The 19815-nt window shown below is 76.4% G+C and carries 15 protein-coding genes; 7 read left to right on the plus strand and 8 right to left on the minus strand.

All coding sequences use genetic code 11. From position 1 onward, the window contains the following. Positions 1-31: 31 nt before the first annotated feature. Together AC07D6_RS30195 and yczE are read right to left on the minus strand one after the other, a co-directional pair. Positions 32-811 carry a glycerophosphodiester phosphodiesterase family protein gene (locus tag AC07D6_RS30195; RefSeq protein ID WP_479049649.1) on the minus strand — a complete coding sequence of 260 codons (780 nt, stop codon included), beginning with the start codon at positions 809-811 and terminating at the stop codon, positions 32-34. Beyond that, complete coding sequence (yczE, locus tag AC07D6_RS30200) at positions 808-1515, minus strand: membrane protein YczE (RefSeq protein WP_479049651.1); 708 nt, start codon at positions 1513-1515, stop codon at positions 808-810. The genes AC07D6_RS30195 and yczE overlap by 4 nt, the downstream gene beginning before the upstream one ends. Before the next feature lie 102 nt (positions 1516-1617). Here yczE and AC07D6_RS30205 point away from each other — a divergent pair, with 102 nt between their 5' ends. Further along, on the plus strand, positions 1618-3123 hold the full coding sequence (locus tag AC07D6_RS30205; protein WP_315881299.1) for an SCO1417 family PLP biosynthesis transcription factor: 1506 nt from the start codon (positions 1618-1620) through the stop codon (positions 3121-3123). Between the two features lie 26 nt (positions 3124-3149). On the opposite strand, the gene AC07D6_RS30210 is transcribed toward AC07D6_RS30205, so the two are convergent. Together AC07D6_RS30210 and AC07D6_RS30215 are read right to left on the minus strand one after the other, a co-directional pair. Further along, positions 3150-4703 carry a hypothetical protein gene (locus AC07D6_RS30210; protein ID WP_479049653.1) on the minus strand — a complete coding sequence of 518 codons (1554 nt, stop codon included), beginning with the start codon at positions 4701-4703 and terminating at the stop codon, positions 3150-3152. Positions 4704-4781: 78 nt separating this feature from the next. Next, positions 4782-4976, minus strand: coding sequence for a hypothetical protein (locus AC07D6_RS30215; RefSeq protein WP_189538194.1), 195 nt, complete (start codon positions 4974-4976; stop codon positions 4782-4784). Positions 4977-5200: 224 nt separating this feature from the next. Between AC07D6_RS30215 and AC07D6_RS30220 the strand changes: the two genes are divergently transcribed. Continuing rightward, positions 5201-5593, plus strand: a complete 393-nt coding sequence (locus AC07D6_RS30220) for an ankyrin repeat domain-containing protein (RefSeq protein WP_315881297.1) — start codon at positions 5201-5203, stop codon at positions 5591-5593. 275 nt (positions 5594-5868) lie between these two features. Beyond that, a complete protein-coding gene (locus tag AC07D6_RS30225; protein ID WP_479049656.1) occupies positions 5869-7287 on the plus strand; it encodes a HEAT repeat domain-containing protein in 1419 nt (472 codons plus the stop codon). Between the two features lie 627 nt (positions 7288-7914). Here the strand turns inward: AC07D6_RS30225 and AC07D6_RS30230 are convergent. The 4 genes from AC07D6_RS30230 to AC07D6_RS30245 form a co-directional block, all read right to left on the minus strand. Then, on the minus strand, positions 7915-8778 hold the full coding sequence (locus AC07D6_RS30230; protein ID WP_479049658.1) for a 5-oxoprolinase subunit C family protein: 864 nt from the start codon (positions 8776-8778) through the stop codon (positions 7915-7917). After that, entirely contained in the window at positions 8775-9392 is a 618-nt protein-coding gene (locus tag AC07D6_RS30235) for a 5-oxoprolinase subunit B family protein (RefSeq protein ID WP_315881294.1), read from the minus strand. Before AC07D6_RS30235 ends, AC07D6_RS30230 begins: the two co-directional genes overlap by 4 nt. Next, complete coding sequence (locus tag AC07D6_RS30240; protein ID WP_315881293.1) at positions 9389-10153, minus strand: LamB/YcsF family protein; 765 nt, start codon at positions 10151-10153, stop codon at positions 9389-9391. Before AC07D6_RS30240 ends, AC07D6_RS30235 begins: the two co-directional genes overlap by 4 nt. Before the next feature lie 63 nt (positions 10154-10216). Beyond that, positions 10217-11497 (minus strand): MFS transporter, encoded by a 1281-nt coding sequence (locus AC07D6_RS30245; protein WP_479049661.1) that lies wholly within the window; start codon positions 11495-11497, stop codon positions 10217-10219. Between the two features lie 205 nt (positions 11498-11702). On the opposite strand from AC07D6_RS30245, the gene AC07D6_RS30250 reads away from it, so the two are divergent. From AC07D6_RS30250 to AC07D6_RS30265, 4 genes are all read left to right on the plus strand, one after another. Beyond that, on the plus strand, positions 11703-12407 hold the full coding sequence (locus AC07D6_RS30250) for a GntR family transcriptional regulator (protein ID WP_391654444.1): 705 nt from the start codon (positions 11703-11705) through the stop codon (positions 12405-12407). A gap of 162 nt (positions 12408-12569) precedes the next feature. Further along, positions 12570-14105, plus strand: coding sequence for a hypothetical protein (locus AC07D6_RS30255; RefSeq protein ID WP_315881290.1), 1536 nt, complete (start codon positions 12570-12572; stop codon positions 14103-14105). A 34-nt stretch (positions 14106-14139) separates the two neighbouring features. Continuing rightward, positions 14140-15042: a hypothetical protein gene (locus tag AC07D6_RS30260; RefSeq protein WP_479049664.1), complete on the plus strand. Its 903-nt coding sequence runs from the start codon at positions 14140-14142 to the stop codon at positions 15040-15042. A gap of 72 nt (positions 15043-15114) precedes the next feature. Beyond that, complete coding sequence (locus AC07D6_RS30265) at positions 15115-19806, plus strand: hypothetical protein (RefSeq protein ID WP_479049666.1); 4692 nt, start codon at positions 15115-15117, stop codon at positions 19804-19806. Positions 19807-19815: the final 9 nt, after the last annotated feature.

A 19815-nucleotide genomic window follows, 5' to 3' on the forward strand; every position in this document is an offset into this window, starting at 1 on the left:
CTCGTTCGTCCCGGCCCCGGCCCGCGCCGGGTCAGACCCACGCTCCCCGGCCGGTGAGCACCGCGCGCAGCGTCTCCAGATGATCGGTCATGATGCCATCGACGCCCAGGTCCAGGAGAGAGTCCATCCGCGCCGGATCGTTGACCGTCCAGACGTGCACCTGGAGTCCGCGCGCGTGCGCCTCGCGGACGAAGCGCCGGTCGACGACGCGGACGCCGCCCCACGCCTCCGGCACCTGCGCGGCGACGGCGCCGGCGCGCAGCGCCGCCGGTATCCCGTACGAGCGCAGCCGCAGCCCGACGACGCCCCGCACCCCGAGCGACGTGGCCAGCCGCTCGCCCGCCGCCCTGCGGGCCCGGGCCACCCGGCCCTCGTCGAACGAGCCCACGCACACCCGGTCCCAGGCGTTCGTCCGGCGGATCAGCGCGACCAGCGGGGCGAGCGCCGACTCGGCCTTCAGGTCCACGTTCCAGTGGGCCCCGGGGAACTCCTCCAGGAGCTCCTCGAAGAGGGGCAGCGGCTCGCGGCCCGCCACGCGCGCCCGCCGGACCTCGCTCCACGGCAGCCGGGCGATCCGTCCCCGCGCGTCGGTGACCCGGTCGAGGGTGGCGTCGTGGAACGCGACGAGCCGGCCGTCCGCCGTGGTGTGCACGTCCGTCTCGAAGTAGCGGTACCCGGCGTCGGCGGCCCGCCGGAACGCGGCCGCGGTGTTCTCCAGCCCGTCCGCCGCACCGCCGCGGTGGGCGAACGGAATGGGGGAGGGGTGGTCCAGGTACGGGTGGCCCGGTCGGGGGCCCGGTAGGCGAGTCACCGCGGCAGTATCACTCGTTCGGGTGTCCCCGAGGCGACCACGGTGCTGCCGGACGCCGTACCGGGGGCGGCGCCGGGCACGGCGAACAGGCGCAGCGAGAGCTGGGCGAGCGGTCCGATCGCCAGGGCGTACAACACCGTGCCGACGCCGAGGGAGCCGCCGAGGAGGAAGCCGGCGGCGACGACGCCGATCTCCAGGGACGTGCGGATCAGCCGGATCGAGCGGCCGGTCAGCCGGTGCAGGCCGGTCATCAGGCCGTCGCGCGGGCCCGGCCCGAAGCGCGCGGCGATGTAGAGGCCGGTCGCCAGGCCGTTGAGGACCACGCCGGACACCATGAGCGCGATCCGGGCGGGCAGGCCCCCGACGTCCGGGACGACGGCGAGGGTGGCGTCCATCGCCGCCCCGATGAGCAGGACGTTCGCGACGGTGCCGAGGCCCGGCCGCTGCCGGAGCGGGATCCACAGCAGCAGGACGACGGCCCCCATGATCGTCACGACGGCGCCGATCGACAGGCCGGTGAGCCGCGACAGGCCCTGGTGGAGGACGTTCCACGGCTCCAGGCCGAGACCGCTGCGGACGAGGAGCGCCGAGCTGGCGCCGTACAGGAGGAGCCCGGCGGTGAGCTGCACGAGCCGGCGCGGAAGTCGCCGCCCCCGTGGCGGGCCGGCGGACGCGGAGTGCGACGCGGACGACGAGCGGGACAAGGGGTACCCCCGGTGTGCTGGTGTGGTGGACTGACCTGTGTCACTCTCTTGCGTGCGATTGGATGCCGACCATGGCCAATTCGAGGAAGGTGGACTGAGATCATGACTCAGTGGACTTCGGCTGTGGGGGCCGCCCAACTGGCCCGTCAGTTGACCGCGCAGCAGTCCGGGCCCGCCGGTCCCGGGACGCGCAGGCCGCCCGCCTACCGGGCCCTGGCCGACGGGATCCGCCTCCTCGTCCTGGAGGGCCGCGTCCCGGTCGCCGCCCGGCTCCCCGCCGAACGGGAGCTGGCCCTCGCCCTCTCCGTGAGCCGCACCACGGTCGCCGCGGCGTACGAGGCGCTGCGCGCGGAGGGCTTCCTGGAGTCCCGGCGCGGCGCCGGGAGCTGGACGACCGTGCCCGCCGGCAACCCCCTGCCCGCCCGCGGCCTCGAACCGCTGCCGCCCGAGGCGCTCGGTTCGATGATCGACCTCGGCTGCGCGGCGCTCCCCGCGCCCGAGCCCTGGCTCAGCCGCGGCTTCCAGGGCGCCCTGGAGGAGCTGCCGCCCTACGCGCACACGCACGGCGACTACCCGGCGGGCCTGCCCGCGCTGCGCCGCACCCTCGCCGACCGGTACACGGCGCGCGGCATCCCCACGATGCCCGAGCAGATCATGGTGACGACCGGGGCGATGGGCGCGATGGACGCGATCTGCCACCTGTTCGCCGGGCGCGGCGAGCGCGTCGCCGTGGAGTCGCCGTCGTACGCCAACATCCTCCAGCTCATGCGGGAGGCCGGCGCCCGGCTGGTGCCCGTCGCCATGGCCGAGGACCTGTCCGGCTGGGACCTGCCCCGCTGGCGGCAGGTCCTGCGGGACGCCGCGCCCCGGCTCGCGTACGTCGTGGCCGACTTCCACAACCCGACCGGCGCGCTCGCGGACGAGGACCAGCGGCGGGCGCTGGTCGACGCGGCCCGGTCGGCGGGCACGGTCCTCGTGGTCGACGAGACCATGTCGGAGCTGCGCCTGGAGGACGGCATGGAGATGCCGCGCCCCGTCTGCGCCTTCGACCCGGCGGGCAGCACGGTGCTGACGGTCGGCTCGGCGAGCAAGGTGTTCTGGGCCGGCATGCGGATCGGCTGGGTGCGCGCCGCGCCCGACGTGATCCGCTCGCTCGTCGCTGCCCGCGCCTACGCCGACCTGGGGACGCCGGTCCTGGAGCAACTGGCCGTCAACTGGCTGATGGGCGGGGGCGGCTGGGAGGAGGCGGTCGGGCTCCGCCGCGCCCAGGCCCGCGAGAACCGGGACGCGCTGGTCGCCGCCGTCCGCCGCGAGCTGCCGGGCTGGGAGTTCGAGGTGCCGCTCGGCGGGCTCACCCTGTGGGTGCGCACCGGGGGCCTGTCCGGCTCGCGCCTGGCGGAGGTCGGGGAGCGCGTCGGCGTACGCGTCCCGTCCGGGCCCCGCTTCGGCGTGGACGGAGCCTTCGAGGGGTACGTGCGGCTGCCGTTCACGGTGGGCGGGGCGGTCGCCGACGAGGCCGCCGCACGCCTGGCCGCCGCCGCCCGCGCGGTCCGGTCGGGGGCGGCCGGCGGGCCGGCGGTGGAGGAGCCGCGGACGTTCGTGGCCTGATCCGGTCGTGGTCTGATCCGGGGAGGTCAGCCGGGGACGGCCGCCCCGTCCGCCGGGAGCGGGGCCTCCCGCACGGGCCGCTCCGGGAGGAGGTCGAGCACCGCCCGGCGGTGGGCCTCCGGCGACGTCTCGTCGTACGGGTCGGGGGTGGCCGGCACCTGGAGGCGCACGACCCGCCCGGTGCCCAGGCGCGCGTAGCCCCGGCCCGGGGGGACCTCGGGCGGCGGCGTCGTGTGGGGCGGGGTGCCCAGGACCGCCGCGAGCTGGTCGGCGGGGGCCGAACCGAGCGTCACGCGCGCGCGGGTGTGGGTCCGTACGGCGTCGCCGAGCGCGTCGACGGTGTCGAACTGCTCGGCCACCACCACCGTCACGTACGCCGCCCGCCCGTGCCGCAGCGGCACCTGGAGGAGGTCCTGCGGGCCCGTGCGGCCCTCGGCGGCCGCCAGGTCGGCGAGGACGGACGGCCGGTCCAGCAGGATCCACAGCGGGCGCCGCACCTCCACCGGCGCCGGTTCGCCCGCCCGCCGGGCCTCGTGCGCGGCGGCCAGGCGCCGCTCCGTCTCGTGGGCCGCCCACTCCAGGGCGTTCAGCGCGCCGGCCGGGCCGCACTCGACGCCCAGCACGCCCCGCCGGCCGGTCAGGCACGCGTACTCGCCGGTCCCGAAGCCCTCCAGGACCAGCACCTCCCCGCCGTGCTGGAGGGCCTGGAGCGCGACGGACCGCAGCAGGGTGCTGACGCCCCCGCCGGGCTGGCCCACCACCAGCAGGTGCGGCTCCGTCGAGCGCGGCCCGGTGCGCCACACCACCGCCGGGGCGTCCCGCGTCGCGTCGCCGTCGTGGACCGGGACCGTCCGCTGCACGGCGTCGGCGTCCGTGAAGCCCAGCACCGTCTCGCCGGGCACCGTCACGAACCGCTGCGCCGCGACCGACGCGGGGAGCGCGGGCAGCACGGTCATCAGCAGTTGGTTCCCCTCCTCGTCCCAGTCGAAGCGGTACTCGCGGCCACGGCCCGACTTGGCGTGCAGCAGCCGCTCGATCCGGGCGCGCGAACCCGGATCGCCGTCCGGGAAGTACGCCGGGTACGAGACGCGCAGCCGGGTCGGCCGGCCGTCCGCGTCGAACGCGAAGTCCCCGAAGGCCCGCTTCCACTCCCCGCCGTGGGCGAACAGCGGGCTCGGGTCGTCGGGCACCGAGAAGTGCGGGACCAGGGCTTCGTACAGCGCCCGCAGCCGCTCCGCCCCGACCTCGTCGGGGCCCGGCCGGGCGGCGGGGCGCTCCCGGCCCTTCCACGCCGCCGCGCCCATCACCGACACGAGCGCCAGCAGCGGCCCGTACGGCATCAGCACGACCCCCAGGACGCACACGGCGGCCAGGAGCAGCGTGGGGCCGCGCCGCTCCCGGGGGGTCGCCGCCCATCTGGCGCGCCCGGCCACCGCCAGCCTCCGCAGGCCGCGCGAGACCGTGATCAGAGGATGGAGGACGTCCGTGGCGCCGTCGGCGGCCGTGCGTGCGATCTCCCGACCGCGGGAGATCGAGGCGCTGCCGCTGCTCAGGATGCGGGGGAGTGGTCGACGGGCCACGTCGTCTCCTGGGGTCGTGGAAGGTGGGCGGAGTCGTGCGGAGCCGCGGGGCCGCGGAGGGGAGGGGGCCGGGCGGCGTCAGAAGTTGATGCCGCCGAGGAGGCTGGCGAGGCTCTGCCCGCCCGCGGTGATGCTCGGCGCGATCGCGGTGCCCGCGAGGTAGAAGCCGAACAGCGCGCACACGAGGGCGTGGGACGCCTTGAGCCCGTCCTTCTTGAAGAAGAGGAAGACGATGACGCCGAGCAGTACCACGCCGGAGATAGACAGGATCATGAGAGTTTCTCCCGGTTGGAGGGACGGTCACCATGAGTCATTCCAGGCTCACAGGAAGCATCTATGTGATAAAAGGTGCAAAAGAGTGAATTAGCGGCGTTTTCACTTGACCGGCGCACGTCGGGCTCTGCCCTCACGGGGCAGTACCCTGTCGGTTCACTCGTACGGCTGACCTCGCCGTACGTGCGGCAACGGAGCGGAAACAGCAGGAAAGGCGGCCCCCGATGAGCGAAACCCCCGACCCCGAGGTCGTCGACCTCGCGTCGAAGATCTTCGACCTGGCGCGGCGCGGCGACACCGACGCCCTCGCCGCCTACGTCGACGCGGGAGCCCCCGCGAACCTCACCAACGACAAGGGCGACTCCCTCGTGATGCTCGCCGCCTACCACGGCCACGCCTCTGCCGTGGAGGCCCTCCTCGCGCGCGGCGCCGACCCGAACGCCGCCAACGACCGCGGTCAGACCCCCCTTGCCGGCGCCGTCTTCAAGGGCGAGGACGCCGTCGTCCGCGCCCTGCTGGCCGGCGGAGCCGATCCGGAAGCCGGAACTCCGTCCGCCGTGGACACCGCCCGGATGTTCGGCAAGACGGACCTCCTGGAGCTGTTCGGCGCCCGGTGAACGAGCCGGGAACGGGCAGCGAACCCCGGACGGACACGGTGCCGTAAATGTGGTCGCGGCGGCGAAAACGCTGGGTCATCATGACGACGGGCCCGCAGGGGGCCACCGATGAGAAGGCAGAGGCAGAGGAAGATGGTCGACACCAAGCAGAAGACGACGGGCGGTCTCCCATGGCGCCGCGCGGCCTAGCCGATCACCGGCAATCAACCCACCCGGTTGCTTCGGGACACCCGACCGCGCCCGTTGCGTCGACAGCTTGATGTGAGGCGTTTTCCATGTTCGAACCCGTCATAGCGCCGAGCGGCACCCTGCTCGGCCTGCTGCAGAGGGGCCGCGGCGACGGCACGCTGCACGCGCTGGCCGCGCCACGCGCCGAAGCGCTCGCCGCCCTCGACCACTGCGTCCTCCACGACCCCCGTCAGGACTGGCAGGTGGAGAACCGCTCCCTCTACTACGCGCGCCTCTACCTGGACCTGCACGGCGGACTCGAGGCGATCGAGGAGCACCTGTTCGGTGTCGACGACCACCTCGACACCGAGGAGTGCCGGACCGGCCTCGCGCTGTCCGTGCTCGGCCACCTCGCCTCGTACGGCCGCCGTGACGCCCTGTTGCTGCTGCGCCGCTACACCGCGACCGGCAGCAACTGGGCGTGGGCCCTCGACGAGCTGGCCCTCCGCGACGACGACACCGCGCTGCGCGGCCTCGCCGACGTCGTCCTGGCCCGCTTCCCCACCACCCCCGAGGGCGACGCCGCGCTGGCCGCCGCCGTCCGCGACGCCTACGAGCCCCGCCCCTGGCGGCTGTGGGGCGAGGATCCGCGCGATACCGTGGGCGGCCGCGTGCGCGCCGCCCGCGAACAGGGCTCCTTCGACCGCTGGCAGCGCCAGATGCGGCCGACCGGGCCCCGCCCCGGCTGGAGCGTCCAGGCCGTCTTCGACTGGGCCCAGCAGGGACTGGAGCGCGGCACCGCCCTGCACGTGCCGGCCGCCCGCTGCCTCACCGCCGTGGCGGGCCCCGACGACCGCGAGCTGATCCTGGAGGCCGCCCGCGGCGGCCCCGACGGCGCCCGCTGCGCCGCCCTGCACTACCTCGCCGAGGGCCGCGACCCCGCCGTACTCGACCTGATCGAGGCCGCCGCGAGCAGCCCGTCCCGCACCGTCGCCGAGGCGGCCGTCGCCGCCTTCGAGCGGATGTGCGGCGAGGCGGCCGTCGACCGCGCGCGCGGCTGGGTGCACCGGCCCGACGCGCTCGGCACGTCCGCCGGCGGCGTCCTGGCCGCCCGCGGCGGCGAACAGGACGCCCCCCTCGTCCTCGACGCGCTGCGCCAGGCCGTCCGCACGGACGGCCCCGACGCGCCGTCGCTGTACCCGCTCGTCGACGGCGCCGGCCGCCTCGGCATCGGCTGCGCCGCCCCCGTACTGCGGCACGTCTACCGCGAGACCGCCTCCTCCGAACTGCGCGGCCGCACCGCCCGCGCCCTCGCCGCGACCGACCCGACCTTCCCGACCGGCCTCGCCGTCGAGTGCCTGTGGGACTGCGAGGAGACCACGCGGGAGGTCGCCGCCCGGCACGCCGAGACCGGGGACGTACGCGTCGCCGAGCGGCTGCGCAGGCTCGCCGCCGACCCGGTGGAGGAGGACGAGGTGCAGACCGCCGTGCGCAGCCGCATCGGCCCCGACACGCCGGCCGTCTGACCCGGCGGGCCCCGGCGCCGACGGCCCCCTCCCCTCCGGCGCCAACGGCCCCCTCCCCACCGGCGCCGACAGTCCCCTCCCCGCCGGCGCCGGCGCGGTCGAGGCGGGCCGGGCGGTGACCCGTGGCGGATGCCCCGGGCGGCGGCCCCGGCCGCCCACCCGCCGGAGTCCGGCCGCGCCCGCCAGAGCCCGGCCGCGCCTGCCGTGCCTGGGCGCACCCGCCGGAGCCCGGTCACGCCTGCCGTGCCTGGGCGCGCCCGCCGGGCCCGGGCGCACCCACCGGACGTCGTCGGGCGGTGGCCCGTGGCGGATGCTTCGGGCGGTGGCCCTGGCCGCCCACCCGCGGGAGTCCGGTCACGCCTGCCGCACCCGGCCGCGCCTGCCGGGCCTGGGCGCACCCGCCGGGCCCGGGCGCACCCACCGGACGCCACCGGGCGGTGGCCCTGGCCGCCCACCCGCGGGAGTCCGGTCACGCCTGCCGGAGCCTGGCCGCGCCTGTCGCACCCGGCCGCGCCTGCCGTGCCTGGGCGCACCCACCGGACGTCGCCGGGGGCCGGTACTTCGAGCGGACGCCCCGCCTGGGCGCGTCCCGGCAGCGGCGGTACGCGCGGTACGCTGCGGCGGGCGTCACCGGACGCGCACGAACCGCACACGCACCCCCGGCACGGCCTGCGCGGCCGCCACCAGGTCCGCCTCCCGGACCACGGCCACCACCGGGTACCCGCCGGTCGTCGGATGGTCCGCCAGGAACACCACGGGCCGGCCGTCCGGCGGCACCTGCACGGCCCCCAGCACCATGCCCTCGCTGGGCAGTTCCCCCGACCGCGCCCGCTCCAGAGGCGGGCCCTCGGTGCGCAGCCCGACCCGGTTGGACGCCGCCGAGACCCGGTACGGGCACGTGGTGAGCGTCCGCAGCGCCCCACCCGTGAACCAGTCGTCCCGCGGCCCGAACCGCACCCCCAGCACCACCTCCTCCGGCACGCCCCACCAGGGCGCCCCCTCGTAGTGGGCGGCATCCTCCGGCGGGGCACCCAACGGCAGCGTCATGCCGTCCGCGAGCGGCGCGGGCCCGAGCCCCGACAACAGGTCCGTGGACCGGCTCCCCAGCACCGGCTCGGCCGCCACACCCCCCGCGAACGCCACGTACGACCGGACGCCCCGCACCGCCGCGCCCACCTCCAGGACGGCACCCGCCGCGACCCGGACCGCCGCGCCCCACGCCACCGGCCGCCCGTCGACGGTGACCGGGCAGGGCGCTCCGCCCACCGCCACGGTCACCCCGCACCACGGCCGCAGCGCGCAGCCGGTGAGCGTCGTCTCCAGCACCGCCGCCCCCTCGTCGTTGCCGACCAGCCGGTTGACCAGCGCGGCCGCGTACGGGTCGAGCGCCCCGGACCGCGGCACCCCCAGGTGCGCGTGCCCGGACCGGCCCCGGTCCTGCACCGTGGTCAGCGCCCCGGCCCGTACGACGGTGAAGGCCCGGTCCGTCACGCGCCCTCCTCGACGAACCGCACCCGCACCCCCGGCGACAGCAGTGCCGCCGGCTCCCGCGCGGGGTCCCACAGCACCGCGTCGGTCGTCCCGACCAACTGCCACCCGCCGGGCGACGAGCGCGGATAGACACCCGTGTACGGGCCCGCCAGGGCGACCGCGCCCGCCGGGACGGCCGTGCGCGGCGTGGCCCGGCGCGGAACGCCGTACCGCTCCGGCAGCCCGGTGAGGTATCCGAAGCCCGGCGCGAACCCGCAGAACGCCACCCGGTACTCGGCCGCCGCGTGGATACGGCCGACCTCCCCGGGCGCCACCCCCCACACCGCGGCGACCTCCGCCAGGTCCGGCCCGTCGTACCGGACCGGCACCTCCACCAGGGGGCCCGCGTGCGCGTCGAGCGGTGGCACCTCCCACCCGGCGGCCTCCGCGGCCAGCCGCCCCGGATCGGCCACCCCGTCGAGCAGCACCGTCCGCGCGGCCGGCACGATCTCGCGGACGGCGGGCAGCGTGCCGGCCGCCCGCCTCCGCAGCAGCTCGGCGTGGAACGCCCGCGCCTCCTCGCCGCCGTCGAACTCCAGCAGCAGCGCCCGCCCACCCACCTCCAGGGCCCTCACGTGAACGCCTCCACCCGCACACCGGCCGCCTCCAGCCGGGCCCGCACCCGCCGGGCCAGCTCCACCGACCCCGGCGTGTCTCCGTGCAGGCACAGCGACCGGGCCCGGACGGACAGGGTCCGTCCGCAGTGCGACGTCACCGTCCCGAACCGGGCCATGGACACCGACCGCTCGACGACCGTCTCCGGGTCGTGGAGGACCGCGCCCTCCCGCCCCCGCGGCACGAGCGTCCCGTCCGCCGCGTAGGCCCGGTCCGCGAAGGCCTCCGTGACGACCGGGAGGCCCGCCTCCCGCGCGCACGCGTGCAGCCGCGAGTCCGGCAGTCCCAGCAGCGGCAGCCGCTCACCGGTCAGCAGCACCCCCTCGACCACGGCCCGCGCCTGCTCCTCGTCGCGCACGACCCGGTTGTACAGGGCGCCGTGCGGCTTCACGTACGACACCCGCGCCCCGGCGGCCCGTGCGAACACCTCCAGGGCGCCGATCTGGTAGGCCACTTCGGCCGCCAGCTCGTCCGCCGGCACGTCCATGGCGCGCCGCCCGAATCCGGCCAGGTCGCGGTAGGAGACCTGGGCGCCGATCCGGACCCCCCGCTCGGCGGCGAGGGCGCACACACGGCGCATGGTGGCCGCGTCCCCGGCGTGGAAGCCGCACGCCACGTTGGCGCTGCTGACGACGGACAGCAACTGTTCGTCGTCGGTCAGCCGCCAGCGGCCGAAGCCCTCGCCGAGGTCGGCGTTGAGATCGATCGATGCCCGGGTCACGTCCGTCGACTCCTTCGAAATCCCTGTCCGCACCCGCCGGAGCGGATCGTGCTCCGCCGGCCGTCACCACAGCTCCCGCCCCCGCGTCTCGGGCAGCCCGAGCAGCGCCACCACGGCGATGCCGTACCCGGCCGCCCCGAACACCAGGGCCCCGCCCACCCCCCAGCCGTCCGCCAGGAAGCCGACCAGCGCCGGGAAGAACGCTCCCACGGCACGGCCCGTGTTGTACGTGAACCCCTGCCCCGTGCCGCGCACCGCCGTCGGGTAGAGCTCGGCCAGGAAGGACCCGAAGCCGCTGAAGATGGCCGACATGCAGAAGCCCAGCGGGAACCCGAGGACGAGCACCAGCCCGTCCGCCCCTGCCGGGATGTTCGCGTACGCCACGGTGCACACCGCCGACAGGACGGCGAACAGCACGATGTTGCGCTTCCGACCCAGCCGGTCCGTGAGGTACCCCCCGGTCAGGTAGCCGAGGAACGCCCCCGATATGAGGAACGTGAGGTAGCCGCCCGTACCGACGACCGTCAGGCCGCGCTCCGCCTTCAGGTACGTGGGTACCCACGTGGCCAGGGTGTAGTAGCCGCCCTGCACACCGGTCGACAGCAGCACCGCGAACAGCGTCGTCCGCGCCAGCCCCGACCGGAATATCCCCGCGAACGAGCCGCGCCCGGCGCTCTCCCGCCGCACGCGGGCCGCCTCCGGGGCGTCCTCGACGTGCCGCCTCACGTACACCACCAGCAGCGCGGGCAGCGCGCCCGTCCAGAACATCACCCGCCACGCCGTGTCGGGGTCGAGGAGGTGGAACACCAGTGTGTAGACGACCACGGCGAGCGCCCAGCCCGCCGCCCACGCGCTCTGGACGCCGCCCAGCGTGCGCCCCCGGTGCCGCGCCGACGCGTACTCGGCGACCAGGATCGCCCCGACCGCCCACTCGCCGCCGAAGCCCAGGCCCTGCAGGGCGCGGAAGACCAGCAGCGTCTCGTAGTTCGGCGCGAAGCCGCACGCGACGGTGAACACCGCGTACGTGACGACCGTGACCATCAGCGCGCGCACCCGGCCGATCCGGTCGGCGAGTATTCCCGCGAGCGCGCCGCCGACCGCCGACACCACCAGCGTGACGGTGGTGAGGAGCCCGGTCCGGCCGCTGTCCAGGCCGAAGTATGCGGCGACGGCCACCATGCTCAGCGGCAGCGTGAAGAAGTCGTAGGAGTCCAGGGCGTAGCCGCCGAACGCGCCGGTGAAGGCCCGCCGGCCGCGTGGCCCGAGGGCGCGCAGCCAGGTGAGCGGCGGCTCGCCGCCCGCCTTCCGGGGGGTCGTGGCCGGTTCGGACCGGGTCGTACCCATCTGCACCTCGCAGGGGGTGAGGAGCGTGCCTGAGTGGAGCCGTGCGGTGACGACGAAGGTAGGGGATCGTTGAACGATCCCACAAGGCCTGTGGACAACCCGTTCTCTACGATGGCCACGGCGGCGGACGGGGTCCGCGGCGAGGGCCCCGCGGACGGCCCGGCGCGGGGCCGGGGCGGGAGCCGGGGTCGAACGGAGGGAAGGGGTGCCGGTGACGACGAGCGGTGGACTGGCGGACGACCGGGTCCTGCTGGGGCGCACGAGCACGGCCGAGCGGGTCGCGGACATCCTGCGTACCCGTATCGCCGAGGGGTACTTCCCGCCGGGCACCCGGCTGTCCGAGGACGGCGTCGGCGGCGCGCTGGGCGTCTCCCGCAACACGCTGCGCGAGGCGTTCCGCCTGCTCACCCACGAGCGGCTGCTCGTCCACGAGCTCAACCGCGGGGTGTTCGTACGGGTCCTCGCCGTCGACGACGTCGTCGACATCTACCGCACCCGGCACCTCGTCGAGTGCGCCGTCGTGCACGACCTGGGCGACCCGCCCTTCGCCCTCGACGGCCTGGCCGCCGCCGTGGCGGAGGGCGAGCGCCACGCCCGCGCCGGCGACTGGAGGGGCGTCTCGACCGCCAACATCCACTTCCACCGCGAACTCGTCGCCCTCGCCGGGAGCGAACGCACCGACGAACTGATGCGCGGCGTCCTCGCCGAACTCCGCCTCGCCTTCCACGTGGTGGACGACCCGCACGCCCTCCACGAGCCGTACCTCGTACGGAACCGGGAGATCCTGGACGCGTTGCGGGCCGGGGAGCGCACCACGGCCGAGCGCCTCCTCGCCGACTACCTCGACGATTCGCGCGCCCAGCTCGTCGAGGTCTACGCCCGCCGCGTGGCGGACGGCGCACCGGCCTGAGCCGCCCGCCCGCTGCCCCACCCCTGCGCTCCCGCGCCCCCGCGCCCCCGCGCTCCTGAGCTCCCGCCCTCCCGCTCCCGCGCCCCCGCCCCTGCGCTCCCACCCCCGGCCCCTCCCGCGCCGTTTCGACCGCTGTCACTGCGAGGACCTACTCTGTGCAGCGTGACCTCGCCTGCCCCGACGGAACCGACGGAACTCGTTCCGCCCCAGCTCAGCGCGGGGCCGCGGCCCGCGCAGGGCCCGGCCGCCGACGAAGGACTGGCGCGGCGCCTCCGCGCGCTCGCCTGCACCGCGCCCCTGCACGACCTGGACGCCCGCAAGGCGAACCTGGCGGGGGAGTACTCGGTCTACGCCATGGCGGAGGTCGCCCTCGCCGCGATCGACCTCGTCACGCTCAACATGGACTTCGACACGGGCGCCGACCACGAGCAGATCGTCGCCCGCCTGCTGCCCCGCGTCGCCGCCCAGGCCCCCGAGCGCCCCGCCGCCGAACACGAGCGCGTCGCCCGCTGGGTCCTGGAGAACCTGATCAACGTCGGCAGCGTCGACCGCGGCTTCCGCGCCGTCTACGGCACCTTCGGCCCCGACGGCGTGTACGTCCGCAGGGACTACGACTTCAAGCTCGTCGAGGAAGTCCCCGGCTACGGCGGCGGCGTCTACCTCCGCACCACCGACGAAGCCGTCAACGTCCTGGTGGGCGCCCTCGACACGGACGTCACCAGCGCCCAGATCGCCGCCGAGGTCAAGCTCGAGGTGCTGATCAGCCGCGGCCGGCTCGCCGACGCCCAGCTCGCCGCCGAGCAGGCCCGCTATCGCACGGTCCAGTACGCCGAGACCCTCCGCAAGACCCTGGAGGCGACCCGGCGCGACGTCCGCGCCGTCGACTGGCTCAAGACCGTCCCCGACATGATCGACGAGGCCCTCGCGCACGTGGCGGACCGGTACCGCCACGAGAACGCGATCCTCACCAACATCCGCAAGGCCCGGGACGAGGCCGAGGACCCCGAGCACAAGCGGCGCGCCGCCGAACTCGTCGACATAGTCAAGGACTGCATCCGCCGCCACACGCAGCTCCAGTCCCGCCTCCTGGAAGCCGGCCCGCTGTTCCGCGCCGAACAGGACCGCCAGGCCTTCGCGCGACCCGCCGCCCGCGCCGGCCTCGACCTGTACGGCCAGCTCGTCGCCCCGCTGCTGCCGCTCCCCGTCGAGCGGGCCACCCGCGTCACCGACGCGTATTTCGCGCACGGCACGGGCCTGCGCACCCCCGGCGCCGTCCGCGTCGGCGACCTCGTCGACCTGCTCCTCACCCCGCCCGCGGAGCGCGAGCACCTCGGCGCCGAGATGCCCGAGCCCGACCTGATCGCCACGCCCGACGACAGCCGCTTCAGCGAGGAGCAGCTGACCGCCGCCATGGACCTGCTCGACCTGGAGCACGACGCGCCCCGACGCCTCTCCGGCCTCCTCGCCGAGGCCCGCCTCCGCGACCCCGACCTGCCGTACCTCGTCGCCCTCCTCGCCGTCCACGCCGCCAGCCCCCCGGTCGGCACGGCCTACCGCCAGGGCGAGGAGCGCCTCCTGTTCGCCGTCGACGACGGCACGGAGCTGGACGACCCCGAGTTCGGCGGCGCCGACCTGATCGTCGGCACGGCCCTGCTCGACGCGGCGGGCATGGCCGCCGACCGCACGGACCCGACATGACCGCGACCACCAGCAGCACCGAGGAGCACCAGCCGTGAGCGACCACCACGCCGAGCACACCGACGCGTGGAGCGAGCCCGTAGCCGAGCGGGCCCCCGGGCCCGCCCCGTCCGGCGGCGTCACCCCCGCCGACGCGGCCGACGCCGCCCGGCTCGTCTCCTTCGGCCTCCAGCCCAAGCTGCTCCCCGCCCGCGACGCCGAGTACGCCGAGCTGCTCCGCCGCTACCGCGAGGACCCGGCCTTCGCCCGGCTCGCCGACGCCGTCGCCACCGGCCTCGGCCTCGTCGTCCTGGAGGTCTCCCCGCGCGCGGGCATGGCCGTCACCGCGGGCGAGGACTCCGTCTTCGCCGTCCGCATGGGCGACTACGCGCGCCGCGCCTCCGCCGACTCCGCCGACCGCTTCCTGCACGGCCTCGCCCACCTGGCGATCGCCGCACTGGCCTTCCCCCGCCCCGAGGACCTCGCCGACGACGGCTACATCGGCCGCGTCACCGTCAACGGCGTCGACGCCTTCGTACGGCAGGCGTGCCGCCTCCTGGAGGAGCGCGCCGAGCAGGAGGGCGAGAACACCGATCCCGCCTCCGACGCCCCCGGCCTCGAAGCCGCCTGGCGGGTCTACACGCGCCGCAGCGCCACCGGCGCCACCAAGGACGCCCGCCGCCTCGCCGGCTCCACCACCGGCATCATCGGCAAGGCCGTCGCCTTCCTCACCGACTCCGGCTTCCTCCAGCGCACCGGGGACGACGCGGGAGGCACGTACCGCACGACCGCCCGCTACCAGCTCCAGGTCCGCGACATGGCCGGCAGCGCCGCCCTGGCCGAACTCCTCGACCTGGGCGTCGTCCCCGTCACGGACGGCTCCGCCACCCTCCTGCCCCCGCCGGACGGCGACGACCTGGAGCTGGTCGCCGACGCGGGCCTTCCGTTCCACGGCTGACGCCGCCCGCACCGCCCGCCCCCGGGCAACCCGACAACCGCACCTCCGAACCACCGACGAGAGTCCGCCGCCATGTACGAGCTGTCCCGGGTCCGCCTCTACTCCATCGGACCCGCCGGTGCGCGTTACGCCGACACCGTTCTGGACCTGCGCGGAGTGGGCGCGCCCGTGCCCCGTCCCGCCCCCACCCAGGCGGAGTTCTTCGAGGACGAGCCGGTCGGCCCGCCCCGCCGCCCCGCCCCCGCGGGCGTGCTGTTCCTGGAGAACGGCGGCGGCAAGTCCGTCCTCCTCAAGCTGATCTTCTCGGTGATGCTCCCCGGCCACCGCAACACCCTCGGCGGCGCCAGCTCCGGCGTGCTCCGCAAGTTCCTCCTCGCCGACGACTGCGGACACGTCGCCCTGGAGTGGCAGCACACCCTCACCGGGGAACTCGTCGTCGTCGGCAAGGTCAGCGAGTGGCGCGGCCGCCAGGTCTCCAACGACCCCCGCAAGTTCGCCGAGGCCTGGTACTCCTTCCGCCCCGGCCCGGGCCTCAGCCTCGACAACCTCCCCGTCGCCGAGTCCACCTCCGTCCGCCCGCCCGGCGAGGGGGCCTCCGGCGCCCGGGGGCGCCGACGCACGATGAAGGGCTTCCGCGACGCCCTCACCGAGGCCGGCAGGGCCTACCCGCACCTGGAGGTGTACTGGGAGGAGATCCACGACCGCTGGAACGAGCACCTCGGCGACCTCGGCCTCGACCCCGAACTCTTCCGCTACCAGCGCGAGATGAACGCCGACGAGGGCGAGGCCGCCGGCCTCTTCGCGGTCAAGAAGGACTCCGACTTCACCGACCTCCTCCTGCGCGCCGTCACCGACACCCGCGACACGGACGGCCTCGCCGACCTCGTCAGCGGCTTCGGCAGCAAGCTCGGCCGCCGCGCCGAACTCACCGCCGAACGCGACTTCACCGCCGGCTCCGTCGACCTCCTCGGCCGCATTGTCGAAGCCGCCGACACCCGCGCCCGCGCCCGCGACGTCCACGCCGCCGCCGAGCGCCGCACCCGCACCCTCGCCCGCCGCCTCTCCGCCCGCGCCGCCGAGGAACGCGGCCGTTCCGCCGAACTCGCCGAGCAGGTCACCACCGCCGCCGACACGGTCACCGCCGCCGAACGGGCCCGCGCCCGCAGCTCCCTCGTCGCCGCCGAGCTCGCCTACCGGCACGCCTCCCTGGCCCTGGCCGCCGCCGAGAAGGGCGCGGCCGCCCAGCGCCGCGAGCTGTCCGACGCCCGTACCCTCCACGCGGCCTGGCAGGCCGCCGAAGCCGTCCTCCGGCACCGCGCCGCAGCCGACCGCTCCGCGCGCGTGGCCGCCGCCATCCAGGAGGCGGAACGGGACGCCGCCCCCGCCCTCGCGGCCCGCGCCAAGGCCGCCGCCGACCTCGTACGGGCCCTCCACGCCGCCGCCGAGGACGGCGAACGCCACGCCGACGAGGAGGAGCGGCGCTCCGCCGTCCTCCAGGAGACCGCGGAGACCGCGCACCGCGACGCCACCGCCGCCGCCACCGAGGCCCAGCGCGCCCGCAGCGAGGCCGGCCACCTGCGCCAGCGCCTCGCCGAGGTCGAACAGGAGACCGCCGAGGCCGTACGGGCCGGCTGGCTCGACGACACGGCCCCCGACGCGGACCCCGCGCGCGCCGCCCTCGCCGCCAGCGACGCCGAGAAGACCGCCGTCGCCGCCTGGGACACCGCCCGCGAAGCCGCCCGTCTCGCCGCCGAACGGGCCCGCGAGGCCGCCGCCGACGAGTCCCGCGCCGAACTGGCCGCCGCCCGCGCCGCCGACGCCGCCCAGGCCGCCGAGCACGCCCACCAGGCCGAGCGGCGCGCCGCCGGGTCCATCGCCGCCGACGAGCGCCTCGCCGAACTCCTCGGCCTCCCCGGGGCCCGGAAGGCGCCCCAGGTCCCCCGGCAGAACACCGGCGAGGACGCCCCGGCGGCCCCCGGCGCCGCCGCGCCGTCCGGCACCGCCCAGGGCGGGCTGACCGCCGAGGACCTCGACCGGTACGCCGACGAGCTGCGCGAACTCCTCGACCAGCACATCGCCTCGGCCGAACGCAAGCTGTTCGACCTGCGCACGGCCGCCGCCGACGACGCCCGCATCCTCGGCGCCCTCGGCGACGGCGGCCTCCTGCCGCCGGGCCCCGACGTCCTCGCCACCGTCGAGTTCCTCGGCGAGCACGGCGTCCCCGCCCTGCCCGGCTGGCGCTACCTCGCCCAGTCCGTCGACCCGGCCGACCACGCGGCGGTCCTCGCCGCCCGCCCCGAACTGGTCGACGGCGTCGTCGTCACCGACCCCCAGTCGTACGTCCGCGCCCGCGAGGCGCTGGCCGGCGCCGCCCTCCTCCCGCGCTCCGCCGTCGCCGTCGGCACCGCCGCCGCGCTTCTCGCCCCGGTGCCCCGGGCCGGGGACGGCGACAGCGAGGTGTTCCTCGTCCCGCCGAACCCGGCCATGCACGACGAACACGCCGCCGACGAGGAGCGCCAGGCCCTGCGCGCCCGCGCCGCCGCCCGCGACGAGGAGATCCGCGCCCTCGCCGCCCGCCTCGCCGGCGACCGGTCGCTGGCCGCCCGCATCGGCTCCTGGCGCGCCGACTGCCCGCCCGGCATGCTCGCCGAACTCGCGGAGGCCGCCGCCACCGCGCGCGAAGCCGCCGAGACCGCCCGGGCCGCCCTCGCCGAGGCCCGCACCGCCCGTGCCGAGGCCGACGAGGCCGCCGCCGAGACCGCCCGCGTACGGGACGAGCGCCAGGAGGCCGCCCAGCGCGCCCGCCGCGCCGCCGACGCCCTCTCCGGCCTCGCCTTCCGCCTCCGCGAACGGGCCGGCTGGCAGGCCCGCCTCCGGGAGCTCGCCGACGAGGCCGCCGAAGCCGAGGCCCGGGCCCAGGTGTGCCTCGAACGGGCCCGCGCCGCCGACGAGGACCGCCGCACCGCCCAGCGCGCCGCCGACGACGCCCACCGCACCGCCCGCGCCCTGCGCGCCGAACGCGCCGAGATCGCCGGCGCCCCCGAGAACCTCCCCGAGGAGAAGCCGGACGGCACCGCCCTCCTCGACGGCGGCGTCCCCCGCCCCTCCCTGCCGGCCCTCCGCGAGGCGTACCGGGCCGCGTCGCAGCTGTACGAGAAGGTGGGCGTCGGTGCCGACCTGCGCGCCGAGCAGGCCCGTGCCGAGAGCGACGAGAGCGCCGCCCTCGCCGAACTGGACCGGCTCACCAACAAGGTCCGCACCCGTGCCGCCCAGCTCCTCGACAGCCCCGAGGGCGCCGACGGCCCGTCCCGCCAGGCCGCCGCGGCCCGCGCCGAGGCGCTCGTCCAACTGCTGGAGTCCCGGGCGTCCGAGGCCAGCGAGAAACTGGGCCGGCTGCGCGGCGAGGCCGAGCGGCTCGCCCCCACGGACGGCGACGCGCACACCGACCTGCCCGAGGAACTGGTCCCCGCCGACGCCGAGCAGGCCCAGTCCCTGCTGCGCACGGCCACCGGTGACCTCGCCGCCCGCACCGACGACCTGGAGACGGCCCGCGCCACCCACGCGCACCTCCTGCGGGCCCACCGCGCCGCCGAGGACGCCGCGAGCGCCTTCGACGAGCTGGCGGCGCTCCTGCGCGACCTGTTGCGCGACCAGGCCGACGACGACCCGCAGGAGCCGCAGCCCTACGCCGACTCCCTGGAGGAGGCCCGCCGCGCCGCCGCCGAGGCCCGGCGTTCCCTGCGCGGCTGCGCCGCCGACCTGTCCGCCGCCGACACCGCCGTGCGGGAGGCGTGCGACGTCCTCGTACGGCACGCCAACTCCACCCGCTACGAGCAGGTGCGCACCCCGGCCCGGCAGCAGATCCGCGAGCTGCCGGCGTCCGCGCTGCCGGAGCACGCCGCCCGGTGGGCCGAGGCGTTCGCGCCGCGCCTGCGCGTCCTCACCGACGAACTGGCCCAGCTCGAACGCAACCGCGACTCGATCGTCGACCGGCTGCGCGGCCTCGTCGAGTCGGCGCTGACGACGCTCCGCTCGGCCCAGCGGCTGTCCCGCCTCCCCGAGGGGCTCGGCGAGTGGTCGGGCCAGGAGTTCCTCCGCATCCGCTTCGAGGAGCCGGACCAGACGACGCTCGTCGAACGGCTGGGCGAGGTCGTCGACGAGGCCACCCGCGCCGCCGTCAGGAAGAACTCCGACCTGCGCCGCGACGGCGTGTCCCTGCTGCTGCGCGGCGTCCACGCGGCCCTCCAGCCCAAGGGCGTCGCCGTCGAGATCCTCAAGCCGGACGCGGTGCTGCGCGCCGAGCGCGTCCCCGTCGGGCAGATGGGCGACGTGTTCTCCGGCGGCCAGTTGCTCACCGCCGCCATCGCCCTGTACTGCACGATGGCCGCGCTCCGCAGCAACGATCGGGGCCGCGACAAGCACCGGCACGCCGGCACGTTGTTCCTCGACAACCCCATCGGCCGCGCCAACGCCACCTACCTGCTGGAGCTCCAGCGCGCCGTGTCCGACGCGCTCGGGGTCCAACTGCTGTACACGACGGGCCTGTTCGACACGACGGCGCTCGCCGAGTTCCCGCTGGTGATCCGGCTGCGCAACGACGCGGACCTGCGGGCCGGCCTGAAGTACATCAGCGTCGAGGAGCACCTGCGGCCCGGCCTGCCGCAGCCCGCGCAGGAGGGCGAGCCGGCGGTGCACGGCGAGATCACCGCGACCCGCATGTTCAAGCGGAGCACGGCCCCGGCGCCCCAGCCGAGCGCCGGCTGACCGGCGGCG

Source organism: Streptomyces sp. NPDC045287 (assembly GCF_056432325.1).

Bases quoted from the DNA above. Each gene is read 5' to 3' on its own strand.
- AC07D6_RS30205 (WP_315881299.1), top strand. From the start codon at position 1,618: ATGACTCAGTGGACTTCGGCTGTGGGGGCCGCCCAACTGGCCCGTCAG.
- AC07D6_RS30215 (WP_189538194.1), bottom strand. From the start codon at position 4,976: ATGATCCTGTCTATCTCCGGCGTGGTACTGCTCGGCGTCATCGTCTTC.
- AC07D6_RS30220 (WP_315881297.1), top strand. From the start codon at position 5,201: ATGAGCGAAACCCCCGACCCCGAGGTCGTCGACCTCGCGTCGAAGATC.
- AC07D6_RS30225 (WP_479049656.1), top strand. From the start codon at position 5,869: ATGTTCGAACCCGTCATAGCGCCGAGCGGCACCCTGCTCGGCCTGCTG.
- AC07D6_RS30245 (WP_479049661.1), bottom strand. From the start codon at position 11,497: ATGGGTACGACCCGGTCCGAACCGGCCACGACCCCCCGGAAGGCGGGC.
- AC07D6_RS30265 (WP_479049666.1), top strand. From the start codon at position 15,115: ATGTACGAGCTGTCCCGGGTCCGCCTCTACTCCATCGGACCCGCCGGT.